The sequence below is a fragment of the Massilia aurea genome (assembly GCF_040790145.1).
In the GTDB taxonomy this organism is placed as follows: Bacteria; Pseudomonadota; Gammaproteobacteria; order Burkholderiales; family Burkholderiaceae_D; genus Telluria; species Telluria aurea_C.
Genome location: NZ_JBFMMP010000018.1, coordinates 27,012 through 44,149 on the forward strand (window position 1 = coordinate 27,012; position 17,138 = coordinate 44,149).

A 17,138-nucleotide genomic window follows, 5' to 3' on the forward strand; every position below is an offset into this window, starting at 1 on the left:
TCAATGGCGCCAGGGCGCGACGAAGCGCCGGGCCGCCGGGTGGCCGCGCCACGGGGTGGCATAATGGGCGCCCGTGAAGGAGAGTTGCGCAATGATCCGCCCCGCCGTTGTCCGCCGTACCACCTGGTCCTTGCCACTGCTGGCAGGGATCGTGCTGGCCTGCGCCGCGGCCGGGGCAGGCGCGGCGCCATCGACCTTTGGGCCGGTGATCGGCAGCGCCTTGCTGTGCCGCAGCCAGCTCGATAACGCCTATTTTCACGCCTACCTGACCGAATTTTTCGGCCCGGCCTACAAGCGCGAGGGCGGCGCTTACTGGTTTCGCACCGAGGCGTCGCTGTGGGGCGCGAATGTCGAGGAGGTGATGGTCAGCGACGACACCAGCGCCGTGGTGTTCGTGGCCGCCATCCTGGAAGCCAAGCCCGACGAACTTGAAAAGTCGGTGCGCGCCGCCGCCGGCACGCCGTTTCGCGCGGTGGACGGCTCGCGCTACCCCTTGCGCAAGTCGATCCCGGGCAGCACGATCGCGTACGCGAACGACAAAAGCAAAATATACTGCGCCAGGTTCAAGCCGCAGAGCGTCCGTTAGCCACCCATGTACAACCACTATTTCCAGCTTACGCACACGCCATTTTCGATCGCCCCCGATCCCCGCTACCTGTTCATGAGCGAACGGCACCGCGAAGCGCTGGCGCACCTGTTGTACGGGATCGGCAGTGGCGGCGGCTTCGTGCTGCTCACCGGCGAGATCGGCGCCGGCAAGACCACCGTCTGCCGCTGCTTCATCGAGCAGGTGCCCGAGAACTGCCGCCTGGCCTACATCTTCAATCCGCGCCTGACGGCGCAGGAGCTGCTGCAGACGGTGTGCGACGAACTGCATATCGAGGTGGCGCCTGCTGCGAGTGGCGCGGGCGTGAAGGGCTACGTCGATGCGATCAACCGCTATCTGCTGGTCTCGCACGCGCAGGGGCTGAACAACGTGCTCGTGATCGACGAGGCGCAGAACCTGTCGAGCGACGTGCTCGAACAACTGCGCCTGCTGACCAATCTCGAAACCAGCGAGCGCAAGCTGCTGCAGATCATCCTGATCGGCCAACCCGAACTGCGCACGATGCTGGCGCGGCCCGAACTCGAACAACTGGCCCAGCGCGTCATTGCACGCTACCACCTGGGACCACTGCAAGAAGCCGAAACCGGCGCCTACATCGCGCACCGGTTGGCCGTGGCAGGGGCAGTGGGCGCGCCGTTCCCGCCGGCGCTCACACCGCTGGTGCACCGCCTGGCGCATGGCGTGCCGCGCCGGATCAACCTGCTATGCGACCGCGCGCTGCTCGGGGCCTACGTGGAGAACAGTCCGCAGGTCACGCGCGGCATCCTGCGCAAGGCGGCTGATGAAGTGTTTGCCGACGATCCTGCCGCGCGCCGTGCACTTCAACGTCCACTGCGGCGCTGGCCGCTGCTGGCCGGCGGCGCGCTGGCCTGCTTGGCGCTGGGCGCGGCCGCGTGGCACATGCTGCCGCAGCATACGGTGGCGCCGGCGCCGGCGCCGGCGCCGGCGGCCAAGGCTGCGCCGGTCAAGCCGGCGCTCGTCACGCCCAAGCCTGTCGCCATACCTGTGGCCACACCGGACGCGCCGCCGCCGACGGTCAAGAGTGAGAACGCCGCGCTGGGCGCACTGGCGGCGCTGTGGGGCCCGGCGTTCGCCAACCTGGCCGGCGCCGATGCGAAGGCCACGTGCGATGCCGCACTGCGCGCCAACCTGCGCTGCCACGCGGGCCGGGGCGGCCTGTACGAACTGCGCCTGCTCGACCGGCCAGCGGTGGTTACGCTGCACGACGGCCCGCGCACCGGCTATGCGGTGCTGGTGGCGATGGACGAGCGCAGCGTCACGCTGGACGTCGAGGGCCGGCGCGAGCGCGTCGACATCGCCGCCTTCGTTGCGCGCTTCGGCGGCGAATTCACCACCTTCTGGCGCATGCCCGCGGCGTTTCGCGATCTCGTCGCCGAGGGCGACCGGGGGCCGGACGTCGACTGGATCGCCCAGCGCCTGGCGGGCCTGAACAGCGCCACGGCGCCGGCCCTCGACGCGCCGCTCGATGCGCGCACCAGGGAATGGCTGCGCGCCTTCCAGGCCGCGCAAGACCTGAAGGCCGATGGCGTGGCCGGGCCGCGCACGTATATGCGTCTGAACCAGCTGTCGAACGTGGCCGAGCCGCGCTTGCTCGCCGCCGGCGGGACGGGAATCTGATATGTCGTACATCCTCGAAGCACTCAAGAAGGCCCAAGCCGAACGCCAGCTGGGCAACGCCCCGACCATCCACGCGCCGGCGCCATCGTACGCCGCGCCGCGTGCAGGGCAGGGCGCGCAGCGGCGCTACCTGGCGCTTGGCCTGGGTGTCGTCGCGATCGGCGCGGCGGTGGCGCTGCTGTGGCCACGGTTCGCGGGCGAGCCGCCGGTGCGGCTGGCAGCCGTGACGCCGCCGCCGGCTGCGCCGGTGGTGGCGCCTGAACCGGTGACGGTTCCCGCACCGGCCACCGCGCAGGTTGTGCAACCTGCACCAGCGCCAGCGCCTGCTCCTGCGCCGGTGGTCGAAACGCCCCCGGTGCGCGCGAAGCCGGCGCCGGCACCGGTGGTTGCGAAAGCGCCGCCAGCGCCGCCGCGTGAGGTGGCGCCCGCGCCCGCACCTGCCCCCGTGGCCGCCCAACCCTCGGGCGACGAACAGCTGCGCAGCCTCCAGCAGTTGCCCGAATCCCTCCAGCGCGAGATCCCGAAAGTGGCGTTTGGCGGCTATATCTATTCGCCCACGCCCGGCGAGAGCCTGCTGCTGGTCGACAAGATGCTGCGCCGGGAAGGCGAGGAAGTCGCGCCCGGGCTGGTGCTCGAGCGCCTCACACCCAGGGCGGCCGTGATGAATTACCGTGGAACCCGCTACCGTGCTTCGTACTGACTCGCCGAATGGCGCCGCGCCCGGGCCCGTCCTGGCGGTGGTCGGCTGGTCGGGCAGCGGCAAGACGACGCTGCTCGAACACCTCGTCGCCGGCCTGTCCGGCGCCGGCTTGCGCGTCAATATCGTCAAGCACAGTCACCACGACATCGAGCTCGAGCCGCCGCGCAAGGACAGTGCGCGCCTGCGCCTGGCCGGCGCGGCCGAAGTGATGATCGCGTCACCGTACCGGATCGCCATCATGCGCGAACTGCGCGCCGCGCCGGAGCCGTCGCTGGCCGAGTTGCTGGCGCGCTTGTCGCCGGCCGACCTGACGCTGGTCGAGGGCTATAAATGGGAAGCGCTGCCCAAGCTGGAAGTACACCGCCCGGCGCTCGACAAGCCGGCCTTGTACCTCGACGACGCGACGATCGTCGCGGTGGTCTCGGATGTGGCGCGCCCGGCGGCGCTGCGCGCCGGCGTGGCCTGGCTCGACCTGAATGACGTCGAGGCGGTGCTGGAATGGGTAGGCAATTGGTTAGCCGCCAACCCTCAAGTTCTGGTCGGCGATGTCGTTAAGGACTAACGAGTCTTTTTCTTGGAGAAGTATATGGACGTCACGAATATTGCCAAATTGTCGACCAGCATGGCCGAAACTGGTATCCGTCAAGAAGTTGGCATGACGATGCTCAAGCGCGCCATGGACATCGAAGCGTCGTCGGCAGCCCAGATGATCGCCTCGCTCCCGCAGCCACAAAACTTGCCGGCGCACCTGGGCAACTCGATCAACACGAAGGCGTAAGAGACAGACAGGCAGCGTGTGAACCAAAACGCGCGAGGCAGATCGAAGTTCTGACGAAACTTCGTTTTGCTGCTGAAAACCCGGCCGCGAAGCCGGGTTTTTGCGTTCTGGCTTAGTGAAATGCGCGCAGGATCCGCGATACGCCCGAGCGGTCTGCGTACTGCTCGTTGGCCGCGCGGGTGGCGGCCATCATGCGCTCGAGTTGGGCATCCTCGAAACGCAGCAACTCTTCGTTGGCTGCTTCGAGTGCCAGCGACAGCTTGGATCGCGCGTTCTGGTACAGCGCGCTGGAGTAATGATCCGTGTTCTTGAGCAGCTCTTCCGCGTTTTCGATCACAAGACGCAAATCGCCGATCAATTGCTCTTGCGACTGTGTGCGGGTTTCCGGGGTTTCCATCGCTTTCACCTATAAGCCGTTAAGTAACGTCTTAAAATATAAACAAGGAAGCCCCGTTCTGTTTGTTAAGCCGCAAACATAAGAAGCTGTTCTTTCTGTCTATTTTTCTTTAGAGCCTAGCGGGACAGGTTCTTAATGAACCGTAATTTCAACGTCGCCCAGCGTGACTACCTGGCCGGTACGGATCTTGGCCGTCTTGCGCAATTCCTGCTTGCCGTCGACCGACACCACGCCGCTGGCGACGAGGTTCTTGCCGGCGCCGCCGCTGTCGACCAGACCGGCCAGCTTGAGCAGCTGGTTGACTTCGACGAATTCTGACGTCAACTCAAATTCAATTTTTTGCATTCTTTCCTCGGGTAAATAGGCGGCTTTTATTCATGAGGCCGCTCGATGGGCAGACGCCGTGAGGCGCCGCCCGGCTACTGCATGTTTAGTCGACCGGATCGGGCCGTGTCATGTCGATCGGCACGATCCACTGGTCAAACTGCTGATCGTCGACGAAGCCGCTTTGCAGGGCTGCCTGGCGCAAGGTCAGGCCTTCCTTGGAGGCGGTCTTGGCGATCTGCGCGGCGCGATCATACCCGATGTGCGGCGCCAGTGCCGTCACCAGCATCAGCGATTTCTCCATCAGCTCGCCGATCCGGACGAGGTTGGGCTCGATGCCCTGGGCGCAATGCGTGTCGAACGAGCGCATGCCGTCGGCCAGCAGGCGCGCGCTTTGCAAGAAGTTGTGGGCGATCATCGGCTTGAACACATTGAGCTCGAAATTGCCCTGCGAACCGCCTACCGTGATCGCGACATCGTTGCCGAACACCTGGCAGCACAGCATCGTCAATGCTTCGCACTGGGTTGGATTGACCTTGCCCGGCATGATCGAGCTGCCCGGCTCGTTCTCGGGAATCGTGATTTCGCCCAGGCCCGAGCGCGGACCGGATGCCATCCAGCGGATATCGTTGGCGATTTTCATGAGCGCCGTGGCCAGCAGCTTGAACGCGCCGTGCGCCGAGACCATGGCGTCGTGACCGGCCAGCGCCATGAATTTGTTTGGCGCCGATTTGAACGACAGCCCGGTGCGCGAGCCGAGCTCGGCCGCGATGCGCGGCGCGAAATCGGGGTGCGCATTCAGGCCGGTGCCCACGGCGGTGCCGCCGGCCGCCAGTTGCAGCAAGCCCGACAAGGTGGATTTAAGCGCGCTTTCGGCGAACTCGAGCTGGGCGACGTAGCCGGAAAATTCCTGGCCGAGCGTCAGCGGCGTGGCATCCTGCAAGTGGGTGCGGCCGATCTTGACGATCGGTTCGAAGTCGCGCGACTTGCGCAGCAGCGTGCCACGTAATTGCGCGAGTGCCGGCAGCACATCCTTGGCCAGCGCCCAGGCGGCGGCCACGTGCATGGCGGTGGGGAAGATGTCGTTCGACGACTGACCCATGTTCACATGGTCGTTCGGGTGCAGCAGGCGCGCTTCACCGCGCTCGCCACCGAGCAATTCGGAGCCGCGGTTGGCCAGCACCTCGTTCATGTTCATATTGCTTTGCGTGCCAGAGCCGGTCTGCCAAACGGCCAGCGGAAATTCGCCGGGGTGGCGCCCGTCAAGCACTTCGTCGGCGGCGCGGATGATGGCGTCGGCCTTGTCGGCCGGCAGCTTGCCGAGCGAGCGGTTGACCGCCGCAGCGGCGCGCTTGACCTGGGCGAGGGCGGCGACGAGTTCCGGCGCCATGCGTTCGGTGGAGATGTGGAAGTGGTGCAGCGAGCGCTGGGTCTGCGCACCCCACAGATGATCCTGTGGCACTTCGATCGGACCAAAGCTGTCTTTCTCAATCCTGTTTTCCATAGACATGTCCTGTTATGCAAGAGGCTGGGATTAAAGAGTTTATCCCAATGTCCGTTAACTACGCTTGGGCTTCACTCTTGTTACTTTTATGGCCAGCCGCCTCCCTCTATTGATCACTTGCGCCTTGCTCAGCTACGGAGCCGGCGCGGCCGAACTTGGCGAACCGCGCATCAGTTCGTACATTGGCCAGCCGCTGGCGCTGGAACTCGAATTGACAGCGCTGGCGTCGCCCGCGACACCGATGCAGGCACGCCTGGCGCGCCCGGACGTGTACCGGGGCGCCAACATCGGCATGCCGCCCGTGTTGTCGACCCTGGCCATGAGTGTGAGTGAGCGCGATGGCCGTCAGTTCCTGCGCGTGACGTCAGCAAAGCCGGTTGAATCAAGCCGTCTGCACTTGTATCTGGAGCTGGCCGATGGCGGCGGGCGCGACGTACGCCTGGTGACGCTGTTGCTTGCGCCGAATCCGAATCCGACGCCGCCGCCGCCGGTTCCACTGCCCGCACCGGTGCCGGCGATGGCGCCAGTGGAACCAATGATGCCGGTTGCGCCGCCCAAGCCGGAAGCCGTGGTCAAGCCTGCGCGACCGAAGCCGCCGCGCCCGGTCGCGCCTGCAAAGCCGGTCGTCGTGGCCAGGGCGGAACCCACGCTTGAACCGGCCGTGGTCGCGCCGACGCCATCGCCGAAGCCGCTGCCATTGCCGGTACCGTCACCCGCGCCGGCGGCAACCTGCGCGCCGTCGTCCGCCGTCGACGGTTCCACTGTGTGCGCCGCGCTTGACGTCAAGAATGCCCAGCTGCGCGAGCAGATCGGCACGCTGGAAGACAAGGTGCGGGTGCTGCAAGTGGCGCTGGGCGCCAGCCCGTCCGCCGTCGTCCAGGACAAGGCGGTGGCGCCATCGAAACCACGTCCGTCCCGCAAGCGTCCGGCGCCGGAACCGGAGGCGTCCACGCCGTGGGGCTGGATCGTTGGCGCGGTGGTCGTTGTGCTGGCCCTGGTCGGCGGTGCGCTGTTGGTCCTGCGTCGTCGCAAGCGGGCGGCGCCGATGATCCAGCCGATGCCGCGCGTCTCGCTCATGGCCCGCCTGCGCCAGCGTCTTGCCCGCAAGAAGAAGACGCCCGCGCCGGTCGAGCCACAGCTGGACGAGCCGAAGCTGGACGAGCAGAAGTTGGATGAGCAATCCAATGAAATGTCTACACAACTTTGATTGTGGGTTATAATGGTGATGTGATCGATGAGGTCACAGACAGCACAGGGTCTGGCGCAGTCACCAACGATAGGTGGCGCGGCAAGCAGACGACCGTTGAGGAAACGCCTGTGTCTGGAAGCAGTCTGCTTGCCTACAGTGGCAACGGACGCCGGCAGCAACCGGCACGAGGCGACGCCAGCAGATAGCTGGGGTTCGTCCTCTCACCGAATTCGCCATCGAGCCTCCCGCTCGGTGGCCGCCAAAGCGCCCGATGGGCGCTTTTTTGTTGCCTGTCCCTCGCCCAGCAAGATGTCGGGACGAAAAAAAAGCACCCGCAGGTGCTTGATCGATGTGGCGATGTGGTCTCAGTGTGCGTGCAGGGCGCGGTCGACTTGTGCATTCCATGGCTCGGTCACGTCGCGAATGGCGCGATCGTTGGCCATCAGTTGCTTGAGCAGTTCAATCTTGCTCAGGCGCTTGGCGCCCGTCAGGGCAGGCATGCCGGCCGCTGCAGGAGCAGCCTGGACCTTGGCTTCCATATTCAGGTGTGCAAACTCGTTCCAGTCGCCGGCCTTGGCAGCTTGCGCCATCTGACCGGTCAGGCCAGCCAAGTTTTCGTATACCGCGAGGACGTCGTTTGCGTTCATGTTGCCACCAAAGCATTAATTTTCAGGCCGGATTTCCGGTTGTCTGAATCGTTTACGGCTGAGCTTGCGGGAACTTTAGGGTTGTCTGAAAATATTTTCAAAATATTTTGAGCAGGTGCTGGCCCCGCAGGCGCCAGTGGCGCTGGCATACTATGCGCATGAACCATGACGACATCGCCCGCCACACGCTCCAACACTACAACGACCACGCCGAGGATTTCTTTACCGGTACGATCGACCATGACGTAAGTCAAAACATCGATGCCTTGCTGGGCGCGATCACGACACCGGCGCCACACACGATCCTCGACCTGGGCTGCGGCCCCGGACGCGACCTGAAAACCTTCAGCGATCTCGGCCATCGCGCCATCGGTGTGGACGGCAGCGAGCGCTTTGTCGCCATGGCACGCCAATACAGCGGCTGCGCAGTGTGGCAGCAGGATTTCCTGCACCTCGATTTGCCGCCGGCGCTGTTCGACGGGATTTTTGCCAATGCAGTCCTGTTCCACGTGCCCAGCGCTGCGTTGCCACAGACCCTGACGCAGTTGTTCCTTGCGCTCAAGCCGGGCGGAGTGCTGTTCAGCTCCAATCCCCGCGGCGACAACACCGAAGGCTGGAACGGCGCGCGCTATGGCAGCTACCATGATTACGACAGCTGGGAGCGATTCATGCTGGCGGCCGGCTTCGCGGCGCTACATCACTATTATCGGCCACCGGGTTTGCCTCGCGCGCAACAACCGTGGTTGGCAAGCGTGTGGCGCAAGCCCATTTGTTAAACGCCGTACAGAACTGGCCGGAACTTACTCTTAGTGTTGAGACTCATCCACGTCACAGGCAAGGAGATTGCAATGAACAAGGATCAAGTCAAGGGCAAAACCAAAGAAGTCGCCGGTAAGGTGCAGCAAAAAGTCGGTGAAGCCGTTGGCAGCAGCCAGCAGCAAGGCGAGGGTCTGTCAAAGCAGGCCGAAGGCAAGGCGCAAAAAAAGGTTGGCAACGTCAAGGAAATTGCAAAAGGCAATCGCTGATTTTTTTTCAGCACGCAGAACAAAGCCGCGCATTGCGCGGCTTTGTTGTTTTCAGGGCTTAGCCGATCCCTTTCGCGGGTCGGTCTCCCAATATATCCTCGATATACAGCATCTTGACCAGCACCGACAGCACGGCTGCCAGCGGCGTGGCCAGCGCAACGCCGGCAAAGCCGAACAGCGTGCCGAAGATCAGCTGCATCACGATCACGAGCGCCGGCGGCAATTCGATGGCTTTCGCCTCGATCATCGGCTGCAGCACATAACCTTCCAGCATATTGATCGCAGCGAACAGCAGCAGGGCGTACAGGGCAAGGTCGGGACTGATCGACAGCGCCAGCAATACTGCCGGGATACCTGCCATGATCGGGCCCAGGTACGGGATGAAGTCGAGCAGGCCGGCAATCACGCCCAGGATCAGCGCCAGCGGCACGCCGAGCATGCTCAGGCCGATCGCGGTGGTGACACCGACGATCAGCATCGACACCGCCTTGCCCAGCAGCCAGCTTGACAGGTTGTCGCCCATCTCTTGCATCACTTCACGTGCGCGGCCCCGCTTTTGCTGGGGCACCAGGCGGATGAAGCCGCCCGTGTACACGCCAGGTGACGCGGCAAAATAAATGCCGACGAAAATGATGATGACGATATTGCCCAGCGCACCGATTACGCCGCTGAAGAACAGCCCGGCATTCGGAACGATCGAACCCATCTGCTTGACCATGTCTTCCGGCGGCGGCAGCTCGGCCACCACGCGCTTGAGCAGCGGATGCTGGGCTACTTCACCCTGCAGCCGCTCGACCGCTGCGGGGATTTCCTTGGCCAGTTGACTCGACTGCTCGGAGATCTGCGGCGCCATGGCCCAGCCGCCCAGGCCGAAGACGGCAGTGAGCAGCAGCACGACGATGACGAGGGCGATATTGCGTTTGATGCCGGTGCGCTGGTGCAGCAGCGCGCTCAGTTTGTACAGCAGGATCGAGAACAGGATGCAGGCGAAGATCAGCAGCAGGGCGTCGGCGGCCAGCACGACGGCGGCGAGGCCCAGGATGAACAGCACGCCGATGCCGTTGACGAGCGTGACGCGGCGGGCGAGCTTGCGCTGTGTGAGGGGAGCTTCTGACGCCGTGGGGTCGTCAGAAGCAGGCAGCATGTTGTTATTCATCTTGGTGCCTCGATAGCGGGTTGAAAGGTGTTAATAAAACAATAGCATTCTGAGGGGCAAGATGGCGCGCAATTCGGCGTGTGCCCGTTGTGTGCGTGCGCTAACAGAAGAGCAGGACACATTCCGTTAATCTGTACTCATCGCATCGCCAACCGGCCATGTCACTCACAGGAGAACACCATGAACAAAGACCAAGTCGAAGGCAAACTGAAAGAAGTTGGCGGCAAAATCCAGGAAGGCGCTGGCAAACTGGTGGACAGCAAGGAACAGCAGGCCAAAGGCCTGGCAAACCAGGCTGAAGGCAAGATCCAGCACGCCGCCGGCGACGTGCGCGAAGCCGTCGAAGACGCAGCTGACGACGCAAACCGTCCGCGTCCACGTCCTTAAATTGGACTGGCAGTTCCCAGCAACTGCCGCATAAAAAAAAGCCGCATCGTTTCCGATGCGGCTTTTTTTCGTCTGGCGCGATTGCCTTATTTGGCAGGCGTCTCGCCCAGATGACGCTTGAAATACGACTCGATCAAGCCATACACGTGGCGCTGGTTGGTGCGGCCCGACATGCCGTGCTTGGCGCCCGGGTACGTCATCAGGTCGAACTGCACGTTGCGCTTGACCAGCTCGTCGATCAGCAGCGTGGTGTTCGAGAACAGCACATTGTCGTCGGCCATGCCGTGCACCAGCAGCAGCGGCGACTTCATGCCGTCCAGGTGTGCGAATACACCGCTGCGCTTGTACGCTTCCGGATCGCCTTTTGGCGTCGCGCCCACGAACTGTTCGGTGTAATGGGTGTCATACAACGACCAGTCGGTCACTGGCGCCACCGACACGCCCATGGCGATCTTGTCCGATGCCGCAGATAACAAGCGCAGCGTCATGAATCCGCCATAGCTCCAGCCGAACACGCCGATGCGCTTCGGATCGACAAAGCTCTGCTTGGCCAGCCAGTCGATGCCCGTCACCTGGTCTTCGACTTCATGCTTGCCCAGGTTGTTGTACAGCACGTCGGTGAACGCGCGTTCACGGCGGCCCGAGCCACGGTTATCCAAGCGGAACACCACGAAGCCCTGCTGTGCCATGTACTGGTCAAAGTAATTGCCCCAAGCGCGGGTCACGCGCTGCGAGTGCGGGCCGCCATAGGTAAACAAGAACACCGGATAGCGTTTGCTGGCATCGAAATTGGCCGGCTTGATGATCGAATAGTGCAGCGTCTGGCCGTCATTGGCCTTCATGGTGCCGTATTCGGTCGCCAGGTGGTCGGCCATGTGGCGCGTGTATGGGTGGTTCGCGTTCAGTTCATTCTTTTCGATCCACTCGACCATCGCGCCATCGGCGCGGCGGATCGACACTTGCGGCGGGGTGCGCGGGTTCGAATAGGTGTCGACGAACAATTTGCCATTGCTGGCGAAGGCGGCGTCGTGCCAGCCATCGCCCTGCGTGATGCGGGCCGGTTTGTCGGCGCTGCTGCCGTCGAGCGCCAGCGCATAGGTCTGCTTGTCGATCACGGCGTCGCGGTTCGACGACACGTACACCTTGCCGGCGCCTTCATCGACGGCCAGCACATCGTCCACGCCCCACGTGCCGCGCGAAATCGGATGCAGCAGCTTGCCATCCAGGTCGTACAGATACAGATGGTTATAGCCGCTGCGCTCGGACGCCCAGATGAATGCCTTGCGGTTCTTCAGGAAACGCAGGTCGTTGTGGATGCTGACCCAGGTCTTGGAATTTTCCGAGAACAGTGGGCGCTGGGCCAGTGAGCCGACGTCGACGGCTACCAGGTCCAGGCGCTTCTGGTCGCGCGTCTGGCGCTGGTACACAAGCGTCCTGGCATCGGCGCTGAAATCAGCGCGCACCAGGTAGATGTCCTTGTCGGTGCCCAGGTCGATCTTGCGCGACACGCCCGTGGCCGGGTCGACCAGCAACAGGTCGATCAGCACGTTCGGATCGCCCGCGGCCGGGTAGTGCTGGTCGATCACTTCGGTGCGGTCGGCGAAGATCTCGAAGCGGCGCACGACCGGCACCGGCGCTTCATCGTAGCGGCGGTAGGCGATGGCCGAATCGTCCGGCGCCCAGTAGTAGCCGGTGGTCTGGCTCATTTCTTCCTGCGCGATGAACTCGGCCACGCCGTTGTGCACGGTGCCCTTGCCATCGGTCGTCAACTGGCGCTCGGCGCCGGTCTTCAGGTCGATCACGACCAGGTTCTGCTTGCGCACGAACGACACATAACGGCCGCGCGGCGAGATCTTCGGATCGGTCACGCTGCCCGAAGCGACCTTGCGTGCGTTCTCTGGCTTGGCGGCATCGACGAGATACAGGTCGCCACCGACCGGCACCAGCAACTGCTTGCCGTCCGGCGACCAGAAATAGTTCAGGATGCCCGACAGGCCGGCGGTGCGGGCGCGTTCGCGGCGTGCTTTTTCCTCGAGCGAGAGTTCCTCGTTCGGCACCAGTTGCTTGGAATCGACCAGGCGCTGCGTGGCCTTGCTTTTGGTGTTGTATTCCCACAGGTCGAGACGGTACTGGTCGTCGGCGCGCGGGCGCAGGAAGGTCACGCGTTCGCCGTCGGGCGAGACGCGCAGGTTGCGCACGCTGGCGCCGGCCAGCGACGCTTCGCCGTAGATGCGATCAAGGGTCAGACGTTCAGCCATGGCGGGGACGGCCGTGAGAGCGGCCAGGAGAAAGAGGAGAGGGCGCATAGTTTCTCTGATGGATGTTTAATGTACAGCAACCGCGAGACGATACCAGAGTCAGCCTGCCTGCGCTGTAATTACATGTCATAAAATCTAGTGCGCCAATGTGGCCGAACCCTCGCGAATGCGCTGGCGCGCCAGCTTCTCGAACTGCCAGGTCAGCAGCACAGCCGCGACCGTCAATGCGAACACGAGGCCGATCCAGAACCCGGTGGCCTCCATCGGTGCGGCCGGCGTCCACGGGAACCACTGCGGCGCCAGGCCCAGCACGCAGCCGAGCGGCAGCGACAAGCCCCAGAACGAGACCAGCTGGATCACCATCGGCGGGCGCGTGACCTGGTAGCCGCGAATGGCCGAAGCGGTCGCGACCTGGGTGGCGTCCGACAACTGGAACAGCGCCGCGAACAGCAGCAGGTGTGCCGTGACGTGCTGCACGGCCGGATCCGATGTGTAGGCCGCCGCGATTTCCCAGCGGAAGATGGCGATGAACAGCGCCGCCAGCGCGCCAAAGGCCAGCGACACGCCCACGCCCACCCAGCCGACGAAGCGGGCTCGCACCGGATCGCCTTCGCCCATCGCCTGGCCGACGCGGGTGAGCATGCCGATGGCGAAACTGAGCGGCAGCATGAACACGAGCGAGGCGAAATTGAGCGCGATCTGGTGCGACGACACTTGCACCACGCCATAGCGCGCCACTAGCAGGCTGATCAGGCCAAAGGCGCTGACCTCGGCAAAATAGGTCACGCCGATCGGCAGGCCCAGGCGCAGCATGCTGCCGATGGCCCTGGCGTCCGGGCGGTCGAAGCGATCGAACGGATAGGTCATGCGGTAGGCCGGCGAGCGCCGCACCCACCACAGCATGGCGCCCAGCATCAGCCACATGCCGCTGGCGGTGGCGATCGCGCAGCCGACCGCGCCCAGGCGCGGAAAGCCCAGTTCGCCAAAGACCAGCAGCCAGCTCACCAGCGTGTTGTACAGCAGGCCAATGATCGCAATCCACATGATCGGCTTGGTCTGGTTGATGCTGGTGGTGTAGCCATACAGCGCGCGGTACACGCCAAAGGCCGGCAAGCCGACACTGATTACGTGCACGACCAGCGAAGCGCGCGCGGCCACGTGAGCGTCGAGCCCGACATGGTCGAACAGCAGCGTGCACAGGTTGGCAAACAGCAGCGCGACGGTGCCGACCAGCGCCCCTTTCCACATCGCCTGGCGTACCGAATGGGGCACCTGGTCGTGCCGCGCGGCGCCGATCTCGTGCGCGACAACGGTGTTAATCGCCATCATCGTGCCCATCACGGTCACCAGCACGATCGACCACACGGCGGTGCCCAGCGACACGGCCGCCAGTTCTTCGGCGCTGACGTGGCCGGTCATGGCGACATCGACCACGCCCATCCCTACCGTCGCCAGCTGGCCGACCAACACCGGCCAGGACAGGCGCCACAGGGTGAGAATTTCGGTGCGGATGGGTGTGGCGGACGTGGTCATGGTGCAGTCGCTTGAACAGGAGAACCCGGGATTTTACTGACTTATGGGCAAGCCCGGTGACGCAGGGATGTTTACGCGCTACAACGTTAAATGTATCCGCGCGTAAATATTGTGCCTACGCAACGCCGATAGCGGCGATCTGACCGACCGTAGCGTGTCAGCTTGAGGAGAGACCGATGGAAGAGCTATTGCCGTACTACGAGCGCGAGCTGGTCTACCTGAACACGGTCGGCCGTGAGCTTGCCCACCAATATCCGCGCCTGGCCGCCGAGCTTGGCCTGGGGCCGGAAGGCAGCGAAGATCCGCACATCCGGCGCCTGATCCAGGCCTGCGCGCTGCTCAATGCGCGCACCGCCAAAAAGCTCGACGACGATTATCCGGAGTTCACCGAAGCATTGCTTGGCAGCCTGTATCCGCATTTTTTGCACGGCATCCCGAGCTGCTCGATCGTGCGCATCGACGGCAACGATCCGCAAGCGCGCTCGGCCCGTATCGAACACGTGCACGTCGTGCCGCGCGGGACCGAGATGACGTCGCTGGCCGCGCGCGGCGCGCCATGCCGCTTCCGCACGACGGCCGACCTGGCGCTGGCGCCGGTGACGGTGGCGCGCGCCTGGTTCTCGCCCGTGGTACACGTGCCCCCGCGGATCCGGCTACCGGCCCGGGCCAGCGCGCGCATCAGCATCAGTTTTGACAGCGCCATGCCGTGCCGGCTCTTGCCCAAGCTCGGCTTGCCGCGTCTGCGGCTGCATGTCGATGGCGACGCGCTGCTGACGGCCGCGCTCATCGACAGCCTGTGCCTGCACACGCTCGAGACGTGGGTCGAGACGGAAGGGCAGGAGCGCTGGCGCCGGCTGGACCGCCCGGCCTTGTCGCTTGGCGGCCTCGAGGCTGACGAAGCACTGGTGCCGGAGCAGGCGCAGGCCCACCCTGCCTACCGATTGCTGACCGAATACTTTGCTTTCCCGGACAAATTCCACTTCCTGGATGTCGACCTGGCGGCGCTGGCGCCGATGTTTCCGGCCGGCGCGCGCCGCTTCACGCTGCACATGGTGCTGGCCGACCTGCACGCCGAGTCGGGACCGGCGCGCATCTTGCGGGGATTGTCGAACGCGCATCTGGTGACGGGCTGCACGCCGGTCGTGAACCTGTTCCGGCAAGCGGCCGCGCCGGTGCGCATCACGCACCGTTCAGCCATGTACGACGTGGTGCCGAACCGGCACGAAGAGGACGCCGAGGTCTACAGCATCGATGCGGTGCAGGTGCTCACCACGCGCGACGGCAAGACGGCCGGCGTTGCCTACCGCCCCTATTACGGGCTGCGCCATGGTGAAGGTGGTGAAGCGCACCGCTACTGGTTCGTCCGCCGCGACGACGGGGGCGACCGCCGGCACCGCGTGAAGATCGCGTTCTCCGACGACGACCTGGCGCTGGCCGAGCTCGACGCGGCCGTCGCCTCGATCGACCTGACCTGCAGCAATGGCCTGGCGGCCTGCGCGCTGGGCGTGGGCGCGCCGGGCGGCGACATGGCCAGCGAGACGGCGACAGGCGGCTTGTCCATCCGCCTGTTGCGCAAGCCATCGGCGCCACTGAATTTCGGCAGCCGCGACGGCAACGGCTGGCGCCTCGTCACGCAGCTGGCGCTCAATCACCGCTCGCTGGCCGAGCTCGATACCTTCCGCGAAACACTGTCGCTGTACGACGTGGCGAGGTCAGGCAGTTCGCAGTGCCAGATCGCCGGCCTGGCCGCGCTGACAGCACGCCCGGCCACGGCCTGGCTGCGCAACCGGCATGGCGCGACGCTCGTGCACGGCACCGAAGTGCGGCTGACGGTGGATGAAGAAGCGTTTGCCGGCAGCAGCCTGTTCGTGTTCGGGCAGGTGGTCAGCCGCTTTCTCGGGTTGTATGTCCACCTGAACAGTTTCACGCGGCTCGTGCTGGTCTCTGCCCAGAGCGAGAAGGAGCTGCTGCGCTGCGAGCCGCGCAATGGCAGCCTGGCGCTCGTTTGAGCGTGCAGGCATGATCGCCGACCTGGTTGCGCGGCCGCAGCGCTATGAATTCTTCCAGGCGGTGCGCCTGCTGCTGCGCTGGCTCGGCCGGCAAGGGATCGGCCCGGAGCAGGCGCTCGGTGGCCTGATCCGCTTTCGCAATAGCGTCCAGCTCGGCTTTCCGCCCAGCGAGATCGAAGCCATTGACCTGATCACCGACGGCATTTTGTCGATCAACGTCACGCCTTCGATGATGGGTCTGCTTGGCGTGATGGGCACCTTGCCACTGCACTACACAGAACGCTTCGCCGCGTGGGAATCGCGTGCCCGCGACGACGGGCCGCGCGCCTTTCTCGACCTGTTTTCCAGCCGCCAGGTGGCGCTGTTTTATCGCGCCTGGTGCAAGTACCGCGTGCGACATCCGCTCGCTGCGGGCGTTGACCGGTTTCAGCCGCTGCTGCTGGCGCTGGCGGGCGTGGCGCCCAGTCACGACACGCCTGGCGCCGAGGCCATCGCCCTGGCGCGCTTTGCCGCGCCGCTGCGCAGCCGTGTGGTCAGCGCAGACCTGGTCGCCGGCGTGCTCGGCGCCTGGTTTGGCGTGGCGGTGCGCGTCGAGCAATTCACCGGCCGCTGGGATGTGCTCGAGCCGGGCCAGCGCACCCAGCTGGCGCAGGGCAACTGCGTGCTTGGCGCGGGCGCCACGGCGGGTGGGCGCATGTTGCGGCCCGAGCTCGGCATCCGTATCCGGCTGGGGCCGGTGAGTGCTGTTGAATTCGAACATTTCCTGCCGGGGCAGGACGGCAGCCGCGCGTTGGCCGCCTTGCTGGCCCGCTTCGCCATCGACGTGCCCTATCGCGAGTTACAGGTGGTATTGCGGCGCGAGGCGATCGTCGGCGTCAGCCTCGGCGGCGCGGCGCGGCTGGGCCTGGATGGTTTTCTCTGCACGCGGCTTGCCGCACGCGACCGCGACGACATGTGCTACCTGCTTGACTGACAGGGGCGACTCG

Annotated in this window: 18 protein-coding genes; 11 read left to right on the plus strand and 7 right to left on the minus strand. The window is 64.7% G+C overall.

Translation table 11 applies throughout. The features are described 5' to 3' along the window. The first annotated feature begins 91 nt into the window (after nucleotides 1-91). The 5 genes from AB2N08_RS19665 to AB2N08_RS19685 are packed head-to-tail and all read left to right on the plus strand — an operon-like array spanning nucleotide 92 to nucleotide 3,723. Nucleotides 92-586 (plus strand): hypothetical protein, encoded by a 495-nt coding sequence (locus AB2N08_RS19665; protein ID WP_367612595.1) that lies wholly within the window; start codon nucleotides 92-94, stop codon nucleotides 584-586. A 6-nt stretch (nucleotides 587-592) separates the two neighbouring features. Next, nucleotides 593-2,245 carry an AAA family ATPase gene (locus tag AB2N08_RS19670; protein ID WP_367612596.1) on the plus strand — a complete coding sequence of 551 codons (1,653 nt, stop codon included), beginning with the start codon at nucleotides 593-595 and terminating at the stop codon, nucleotides 2,243-2,245. 1 nt (nucleotide 2,246) lies between these two features. Beyond that, entirely contained in the window at nucleotides 2,247-2,945 is a 699-nt protein-coding gene (locus AB2N08_RS19675; RefSeq protein WP_367612597.1) for a general secretion pathway protein GspB, read from the plus strand. Then, nucleotides 2,932-3,507, plus strand: a complete 576-nt coding sequence (mobB, locus tag AB2N08_RS19680; RefSeq protein ID WP_367612598.1) for a molybdopterin-guanine dinucleotide biosynthesis protein B — start codon at nucleotides 2,932-2,934, stop codon at nucleotides 3,505-3,507. Before AB2N08_RS19675 ends, mobB begins: the two co-directional genes overlap by 14 nt. Before the next feature lie 24 nt (nucleotides 3,508-3,531). Beyond that, nucleotides 3,532-3,723, plus strand: coding sequence for a YjfB family protein (locus tag AB2N08_RS19685; RefSeq protein WP_332530710.1), 192 nt, complete (start codon nucleotides 3,532-3,534; stop codon nucleotides 3,721-3,723). 112 nt (nucleotides 3,724-3,835) lie between these two features. Here AB2N08_RS19685 and AB2N08_RS19690 read toward each other — a convergent pair whose 3' ends face one another. The 3 genes from AB2N08_RS19690 to fumC all read right to left on the minus strand — a co-directional run bounded on the left by AB2N08_RS19690 (nucleotide 3,836) and on the right by fumC (nucleotide 5,948). Further along, a complete protein-coding gene (locus AB2N08_RS19690) occupies nucleotides 3,836-4,120 on the minus strand; it encodes a DUF883 family protein (protein WP_367612599.1) in 285 nt (94 codons plus the stop codon). A 132-nt stretch (nucleotides 4,121-4,252) separates the two neighbouring features. Further along, nucleotides 4,253-4,465 carry an RNA-binding S4 domain-containing protein gene (locus AB2N08_RS19695; protein ID WP_367612600.1) on the minus strand — a complete coding sequence of 71 codons (213 nt, stop codon included), beginning with the start codon at nucleotides 4,463-4,465 and terminating at the stop codon, nucleotides 4,253-4,255. 85 nt (nucleotides 4,466-4,550) lie between these two features. Next, the gene (gene fumC / locus AB2N08_RS19700) at nucleotides 4,551-5,948 is read right to left on the minus strand and encodes a class II fumarate hydratase (protein ID WP_367612601.1); all 1,398 of its coding nucleotides are present in this window, start codon (nucleotides 5,946-5,948) and stop codon (nucleotides 4,551-4,553) included. Nucleotides 5,949-6,072: 124 nt separating this feature from the next. Here fumC and AB2N08_RS19705 point away from each other — a divergent pair, with 124 nt between their 5' ends. Beyond that, a complete protein-coding gene (locus AB2N08_RS19705; RefSeq protein WP_367612602.1) occupies nucleotides 6,073-7,155 on the plus strand; it encodes a hypothetical protein in 1,083 nt (360 codons plus the stop codon). Between the two features lie 347 nt (nucleotides 7,156-7,502). On the opposite strand, the gene AB2N08_RS19710 is transcribed toward AB2N08_RS19705, so the two are convergent. After that, nucleotides 7,503-7,784: a flagellar protein FliT gene (locus AB2N08_RS19710; protein ID WP_367612603.1), complete on the minus strand. Its 282-nt coding sequence runs from the start codon at nucleotides 7,782-7,784 to the stop codon at nucleotides 7,503-7,505. A 158-nt stretch (nucleotides 7,785-7,942) separates the two neighbouring features. On the opposite strand from AB2N08_RS19710, the gene AB2N08_RS19715 reads away from it, so the two are divergent. Together AB2N08_RS19715 and AB2N08_RS19720 are read left to right on the plus strand one after the other, a co-directional pair. After that, a complete protein-coding gene (locus AB2N08_RS19715) occupies nucleotides 7,943-8,560 on the plus strand; it encodes a class I SAM-dependent DNA methyltransferase (protein WP_367612604.1) in 618 nt (205 codons plus the stop codon). 72 nt (nucleotides 8,561-8,632) lie between these two features. After that, nucleotides 8,633-8,809, plus strand: a complete 177-nt coding sequence (locus AB2N08_RS19720) for a CsbD family protein (RefSeq protein WP_367612605.1) — start codon at nucleotides 8,633-8,635, stop codon at nucleotides 8,807-8,809. A gap of 58 nt (nucleotides 8,810-8,867) precedes the next feature. Here the strand turns inward: AB2N08_RS19720 and AB2N08_RS19725 are convergent, their stop codons facing one another. Further along, complete coding sequence (locus AB2N08_RS19725) at nucleotides 8,868-9,953, minus strand: AI-2E family transporter (RefSeq protein ID WP_367612606.1); 1,086 nt, start codon at nucleotides 9,951-9,953, stop codon at nucleotides 8,868-8,870. A gap of 192 nt (nucleotides 9,954-10,145) precedes the next feature. On the opposite strand from AB2N08_RS19725, the gene AB2N08_RS19730 reads away from it, so the two are divergent. Then, the gene (locus tag AB2N08_RS19730; protein WP_367612607.1) at nucleotides 10,146-10,352 is read left to right on the plus strand and encodes a CsbD family protein; all 207 of its coding nucleotides are present in this window, start codon (nucleotides 10,146-10,148) and stop codon (nucleotides 10,350-10,352) included. Between the two features lie 86 nt (nucleotides 10,353-10,438). Here the strand turns inward: AB2N08_RS19730 and AB2N08_RS19735 are convergent, their stop codons facing one another. Together AB2N08_RS19735 and AB2N08_RS19740 are read right to left on the minus strand one after the other, a co-directional pair. Further along, nucleotides 10,439-12,658: a S9 family peptidase gene (locus AB2N08_RS19735; RefSeq protein ID WP_367612608.1), complete on the minus strand. Its 2,220-nt coding sequence runs from the start codon at nucleotides 12,656-12,658 to the stop codon at nucleotides 10,439-10,441. An 87-nt stretch (nucleotides 12,659-12,745) separates the two neighbouring features. Continuing rightward, complete coding sequence (locus tag AB2N08_RS19740) at nucleotides 12,746-14,143, minus strand: MATE family efflux transporter (protein WP_367612609.1); 1,398 nt, start codon at nucleotides 14,141-14,143, stop codon at nucleotides 12,746-12,748. Nucleotides 14,144-14,319: 176 nt separating this feature from the next. Between AB2N08_RS19740 and tssF the strand changes: the two genes are divergently transcribed. After that, nucleotides 14,320-16,152 carry a type VI secretion system baseplate subunit TssF gene (gene tssF, locus AB2N08_RS19745; protein ID WP_367612610.1) on the plus strand — a complete coding sequence of 611 codons (1,833 nt, stop codon included), beginning with the start codon at nucleotides 14,320-14,322 and terminating at the stop codon, nucleotides 16,150-16,152. Continuing rightward, the gene (gene tssG, locus AB2N08_RS19750; protein ID WP_367612611.1) at nucleotides 16,130-17,125 is read left to right on the plus strand and encodes a type VI secretion system baseplate subunit TssG; all 996 of its coding nucleotides are present in this window, start codon (nucleotides 16,130-16,132) and stop codon (nucleotides 17,123-17,125) included. The genes tssF and tssG overlap by 23 nt, the downstream gene beginning before the upstream one ends. Nucleotides 17,126-17,138 lie beyond the last annotated feature (13 nt).

Coding starts and splice junctions, on each gene's coding strand:
- AB2N08_RS19735 (WP_367612608.1), bottom strand. CDS start 12,658: ATGCGCCCTCTCCTCTTTCTCCTGGCCGCTCTCACGGCCGTCCCCGCC.
- tssF (WP_367612610.1), top strand. CDS start 14,320: ATGGAAGAGCTATTGCCGTACTACGAGCGCGAGCTGGTCTACCTGAAC.
- AB2N08_RS19710 (WP_367612603.1), bottom strand. CDS start 7,784: ATGAACGCAAACGACGTCCTCGCGGTATACGAAAACTTGGCTGGCCTG.
- AB2N08_RS19695 (WP_367612600.1), bottom strand. CDS start 4,465: ATGCAAAAAATTGAATTTGAGTTGACGTCAGAATTCGTCGAAGTCAAC.
- AB2N08_RS19685 (WP_332530710.1), top strand. CDS start 3,532: ATGGACGTCACGAATATTGCCAAATTGTCGACCAGCATGGCCGAAACT.
- AB2N08_RS19675 (WP_367612597.1), top strand. CDS start 2,247: ATGTCGTACATCCTCGAAGCACTCAAGAAGGCCCAAGCCGAACGCCAG.
- tssG (WP_367612611.1), top strand. CDS start 16,130: ATGGCAGCCTGGCGCTCGTTTGAGCGTGCAGGCATGATCGCCGACCTG.
- AB2N08_RS19740 (WP_367612609.1), bottom strand. CDS start 14,143: ATGACCACGTCCGCCACACCCATCCGCACCGAAATTCTCACCCTGTGG.
- AB2N08_RS19730 (WP_367612607.1), top strand. CDS start 10,146: ATGAACAAAGACCAAGTCGAAGGCAAACTGAAAGAAGTTGGCGGCAAA.
- AB2N08_RS19670 (WP_367612596.1), top strand. CDS start 593: ATGTACAACCACTATTTCCAGCTTACGCACACGCCATTTTCGATCGCC.
- AB2N08_RS19665 (WP_367612595.1), top strand. CDS start 92: ATGATCCGCCCCGCCGTTGTCCGCCGTACCACCTGGTCCTTGCCACTG.
- AB2N08_RS19715 (WP_367612604.1), top strand. CDS start 7,943: ATGAACCATGACGACATCGCCCGCCACACGCTCCAACACTACAACGAC.
- AB2N08_RS19690 (WP_367612599.1), bottom strand. CDS start 4,120: ATGGAAACCCCGGAAACCCGCACACAGTCGCAAGAGCAATTGATCGGC.
- AB2N08_RS19725 (WP_367612606.1), bottom strand. CDS start 9,953: ATGCTGCCTGCTTCTGACGACCCCACGGCGTCAGAAGCTCCCCTCACA.
- fumC (WP_367612601.1), bottom strand. CDS start 5,948: ATGGAAAACAGGATTGAGAAAGACAGCTTTGGTCCGATCGAAGTGCCA.
- AB2N08_RS19720 (WP_367612605.1), top strand. CDS start 8,633: ATGAACAAGGATCAAGTCAAGGGCAAAACCAAAGAAGTCGCCGGTAAG.